The following is a 4,956-nucleotide window of genomic DNA, read 5'->3' as shown; positions in this document are numbered from 1 at the left end:
CGAAACCTGGGCAGCGCTGGCGCAGCTCGGGGTCCGTGATGCGATCGGCGGCGCTACCGCCGGCGGCATCAATCCATCGTTGAAGCTCTACGACTACGTGGTGCCGCACGATTTGATCGACATGAACATCACCCGTCCTCTGGCCATGCCGAAGGAGGCGTACGCGGATCCGGATGCAATCCCGATCCCGCGTTATGTGCCGGCGATGGATCCGCTGCTGCAGAAAATCCTCATCGACGAAACGGCTAAGGCCATTCGCGCCAGCCACGATTACGACGACATCGGCCTGCACGAAAGCGGCGTGGTCATCCAGTCGCGCGGCGGCCGTTTCGAGACCGCCAGCGAAGTGAAGATGATGGGGCAATGGGGCGCTGATCTGGTGACCATGAGCATCGGCACCGAAATGACTTACGCGCGGATGATGGGCATCAACTACGCCGCGCTGGTGTCGATCTCGAACCCGGCCGAAGGTGTCGGCAGCTGGGATTGGGACACCATCAAGGCGGTCTATCCGCGCATCAATCCGCTGAGCCTGCGCATCGTGCTGGCGGCAATTCCGAAGGCTGCTGCGATCGGCGACGAGGTTCCCAGAGTCGGCGATGCCCTGCGTTTCCATCCGGAGATGACCAGCGTTCCGGCTACCGAAAAGAAGACAAAGCCATGAACAAAAGCGCTCTGCTGAGCCTGTTACTGCCGCTGGCACTGATCTGCGGCGGCTGTGCAAAAAAGCCACCGCCACCGATCGAGGTGAAGGTCGTCGTCGTTTCGATGTTCGAGATCGGCACGGACAGCGGCGATACCGCCGGCGAGTTCCAGCTCTGGTACGAGCGCCAGAAGCTGAGTCAGAAGTTTCCGTTCGCCCACCACCACGATCTGTTCTTCAATCCGGAGACCGGCGTGCTCGGCATGGTCACCGGCATGGGCACTGCGAACTCGGCGACCGCGGTGATGGCGCTCGGCCTTGATCCGCGCTTCGATCTGTCCCATGCCTACTGGCTGGTCGCCGGCATCGCCGGTTTCGATCCCGCCGATGCGTCGCTGGGTTCGGCGGCCTGGGCCGAGTATCTGGTCGATGCCGATCTCGCCCATGAGATCGATGCCCGCGAAATGCCGGCGGACTGGCCCACCGGCTATTTCGCGCGCGGCAGCAAGGGCCCGTACATGAAGCCGCATCCGCAGTCCGAAGGCGAGGTGTTCCACCTCAATGGCGCGCTGACCGAATGGGCCTACCAGCTGACCAAGGATGTGCCGCTGGCTGACAGCGAAGCGCTGCAGAAGCGCCGCGCGCTGTATGTCGGCTATCCGAACGCCCAGAAGCCGCCGTTCGTGCTCAAGGGCGACAACCTCGCCGGCATGACTTACTGGCACGGCAAGCTGCTCAACGACTGGGCCAACGGCTGGACCAAGTACTGGACCGACGACAAGGGCGAGTTCGTCTCCTCGGCGATGGAAGACACCGGCAGCTTCCAGTCCCTGACTTACTTGTCGCCGACCGGCAAGGTCGACATGAACCGGGTGATGGTGCTGCGCACGGCCAGCAATTACACGATGCAGTCGCCGGGCATCACCGCTGCCGAAAGCCTGCTCGGCGAGCATGGTGAAGAGGGTTATTCGGGGCTGACAGCCTCGGTGGAAGCGGCTTATCAGGTCGGCTCCAAAGTGGTCGATGAGATCGTCAGCCACTGGGACGTCTACAAGGACAAGGTTCCCGCCGCCCCATGAATCGGCCGCCTGCCAGGGCTGAGGGCGCTGTCGATCCGGTCGACGAGGTCCTGCCGCTGCCGCAGCTGGTGACTTACGGCATCCAGCATGTGCTGGCGTTCTATGCCGGCGCCGTGCTGATTCCGATCATCCTGTCCGGCGCGCTGGGCCTGAGCCACGAACAGCTGATCCACCTGATCAACGCCGATCTGTTCACCTGCGGCATCGCTTCGATCCTGCAGGCGGGCGGCATCGGCAATATCGGTGTGCGGCTGCCGCTGCTGCAGGGCGTCACCTTCACCGCGGTCAGCCCGATGATCGCGATCGGCCTGTCGGCCGGGGGCGGCGTGCCGGGTCTGCTGCTGATCTACGGCAGCGTCATCGTTGCCGGCGCCTGCACCTTCTTTGCCGCGCCGCATTTCGCGCGGTTGCTGCGTTTCTTCCCGCCGGCGGTGACCGGCACGGTGATCCTGATCATCGGCATCGCCTTGCTGCCAGTGGCCGCCAGCGATGTCGTCAACGGTGTCGGCCCGCACCGGATGCAGGACCCGGTCGCATTGAAGAACGTGCTCTACGGGCTGGCGACGCTCGGCGTGATCGTCGCGATCCAGCGCTTCTTCCGCGGCTTCGTGTCGACCATCGCGGTGCTGCTCGGCCTGGTCGCCGGCACCTTGCTGGCCTGGGTCTGCGGCGATGCCCATTTCGATTCCGTGCTGCAAGCGCCGGCCTTCGGCTACACCACGCCGTTCCACTTCGGCCTGCCGACCTTCAACCTGTTCGCGATCCTGTCGATGCTGATCGTCATGCTGATCACCATGATCGAGACCACTGGCGACGTCTATGCCACCGGCGAGATCGTGCAGCGGCGCATCCGGCCGGACGACATCGCCCGTGCCATTCGTGCCGACGGTGCGGCCACGTTTCTCGGCGGCATCCTCAACTCGTTCCCTTACACCTGCTTTGCCGAGAACGTCGGCCTGGTTCGCCTCACCCAGATCAAGAGCCGCTGGGTCGTGGTCGCCGCCGGTGTGGTGATGCTGATGCTCGGTTCGATGCCGAAGGCGGCGGCCGTGGTGGCGGCGATCCCGCATCCGGTGCTCGGCGGCGCGGCCCTGGCGATGTTCGCGGCCGTCGCCGTGGTCGGCATCCAGACGTTGTCGCGGGTCGATTTCAACGACCATCGCAACATCGTCATCGTCGGCACCAGCCTCGGGCTCGGCATGCTGGTCACCGCCCAGCCGAATCTGGCTGCCGCGTTTCCCGGCTGGGCGCAGACCGTGTTCGGCAGCGGCATCACGCTGGCGGCGATCACCGCCATCCTGCTCAACCTGCTGTTCAATCACGTCGGCCGTGGCGGCCTCAGCCCTGCGGCCGCGGTAGCCGGAAGGCCGGGCGGCCTGATCGGTCTCGATGCCGTCAACGCGATGGATGCGCAAGCCTTCGAGGAGACCTTCGGCGGGCTGGTCGAGAACACGCCCTGGGTGCTCGAACGGGCCTGGGCGATGCGGCCATTCGCCGACACCCTGGCGCTGCGCGCAGCGTTCCAGAACGCATTGATCACTGGCAGCAGCGAGGAGCAGTTGCAGCTGATGAATTCCTTCGCCGATCTCGGCAGTGCTGCCGATGCCCACAATGATTACCGGCTCGATCCCGCCGAAGCCGGTGCCGGTGGCCTCGACGCCGATGCGCGACGCGAAGTGCACGAGATGGCGCAGGCCTATCGCAGCCATTTCGGCTTTCCGCTGATCATCTGTGCACGCGACAGCGAACGCTACCAGCGCACCGTGCTCGAAGGTTGGTCGCGGATGGCCAATGCCCTGGCGGTGGAACGCGCCGCCGGTCTGATCGAGATTGCCCGCATCGCCAACGCCCGCTTCAATGATCTGGTCGCCGATGCCAACCCGATCCAGACGGCGAGGGCGCGGGCCTATCGCAACGCCTGAGCGCGCCATGAATTCCACCAGTTCTGTCCCGCTGATCGACATCGCAGCGCTGATGTCGGGCGATCTCGAAGCCCGCCGCAAGGTCGCCAGCGAGATCGGCGCGGCCTGTCGCGGCATCGGTTTCTTCGCCGTCACCGGCCACGGCATCGCGGTGGCACAGATCACGGCCATGTTCGCCGCCGCGCATGCCTTCTTCGCGCTGCCGCTGGCGGATAAACGCGCGCTGGCGATGAAACTGCACGGCCATAACCGCGGCTACGCCGGTTACGGCGACGAAGCGCTGGACGAACACGCCGCGCCCGATCTCAAGGAGGCCTACAACCTGATCTGGACCGACGGCCAGCAGCGGCCGCCGAATCTGTGGCCCTCGCTGCCGGGCTGGCGCGACATGGCCGAGGCCTACTTCGACGCCGTGCTGGCCGTGGGCCACCACCTGCACCGGGCGTTCGCACTGGATCTCGCATTGCCCGAGCAGCACTTCGCCGACAAGATCGACCAGCCGATGGCGACACTGCGGATGCTGCATTACCCGGGCCAGCGCCCGGATGGCATGGCCGATGGCGAAGTCGGTGCCGGCGCCCATACCGACTACGGCAACCTGACCCTGCTGGCGACCGATGGCGTTGCCGGCCTGCAGGTGCAGCCACGCGGCAGCCGCGAGTGGATCGACGTGCCGGCGCTGCCCGGCGCCTTCGTCTGCAATATCGGCGACTGCCTGATGCGCTGGTCCAACGATGTCTACCTGTCGACCCCGCATCGGGTTCTGCCGCCGCCGGCCGAACGCTATTCGATCGCCTTCTTCCTCGATCCGAATCCGCAAGCGCTGGTCAGCGCGATCCCGAGCTGCGTGCCAGCCGGCAGTGCCGCGAAATATCCGCCGATCCTCGCCTACGACTACCTGCAGTCACGGTTCGCGGCGACCTACGGTGGCTGATCCGATGACCAATCGATGAAGTGGGTCATTCCACTGCTGTTGCTGCTGTTGCTGCTGTTGCTCATGCCCGCTGCCCAGGGCGAATCGACTGAAGACGGCACCATCCGCGTGATCCTGCTCGGCACCGGCGGGCCGGAGCTGACAGCCGATCGCCAAGGCATGGCCACATTGGTCGAGGCCGGTGGGCAGCAACTGTTGTTCGACGCAGGCCGCGGTGTGCTGCAGCGGCTCTACGAATCGCGCGTCAAGGTCACCGGCGTGACCCAGGTCTTCCTCACGCATCTGCACAACGATCACATCGAGGGCTTGCCTTCGCTGTGGATGACGCCCTGGTTCCTGCTCGGACGCGACCGGCCGATGGAGGTCTGGGGGCCTACC

Annotated in this window: 4 protein-coding genes and 1 pseudogene; all 5 read left to right on the top strand. The window is 65.3% G+C overall.

Going from position 1 to position 4,956, the window contains the following annotated elements:
* Positions 1-664: pseudogene (locus tag Q0D45_RS15775) on the top strand (hypothetical protein); the annotation flags it as partial.
* Positions 661-1,722 (top strand): purine nucleoside permease, encoded by a 1,062-nt coding sequence (locus tag Q0D45_RS15770; RefSeq protein WP_293394791.1) that lies wholly within the window; start codon positions 661-663, stop codon positions 1,720-1,722. The pseudogene Q0D45_RS15775 and the gene Q0D45_RS15770, both read left to right, overlap by 4 nt.
* Positions 1,719-3,644, top strand: a complete 1,926-nt coding sequence (locus tag Q0D45_RS15765; RefSeq protein ID WP_293394788.1) for a solute carrier family 23 protein — start codon at positions 1,719-1,721, stop codon at positions 3,642-3,644. Before Q0D45_RS15770 ends, Q0D45_RS15765 begins: the two co-directional genes overlap by 4 nt.
* Before the next feature lie 7 nt (positions 3,645-3,651).
* Entirely contained in the window at positions 3,652-4,578 is a 927-nt protein-coding gene (locus Q0D45_RS15760) for a 2-oxoglutarate and iron-dependent oxygenase domain-containing protein (RefSeq protein ID WP_293394785.1), read from the top strand.
* Between the two features lie 15 nt (positions 4,579-4,593).
* Positions 4,594-4,956, top strand: a 363-nt coding sequence (locus Q0D45_RS15755; RefSeq protein WP_293394782.1) for an MBL fold metallo-hydrolase, incomplete at its 3' end; no start/stop codon positions are given.

Origin of the sequence: Nevskia sp., assembly GCF_023266035.1 — a bacterium.
Lineage (GTDB): Bacteria > Pseudomonadota > Gammaproteobacteria > Nevskiales > Nevskiaceae > Nevskia.
The sequence above is the reverse complement of the archived record's forward strand: the minus strand, read 5'-3'. Positions and strand labels throughout refer to the sequence as shown.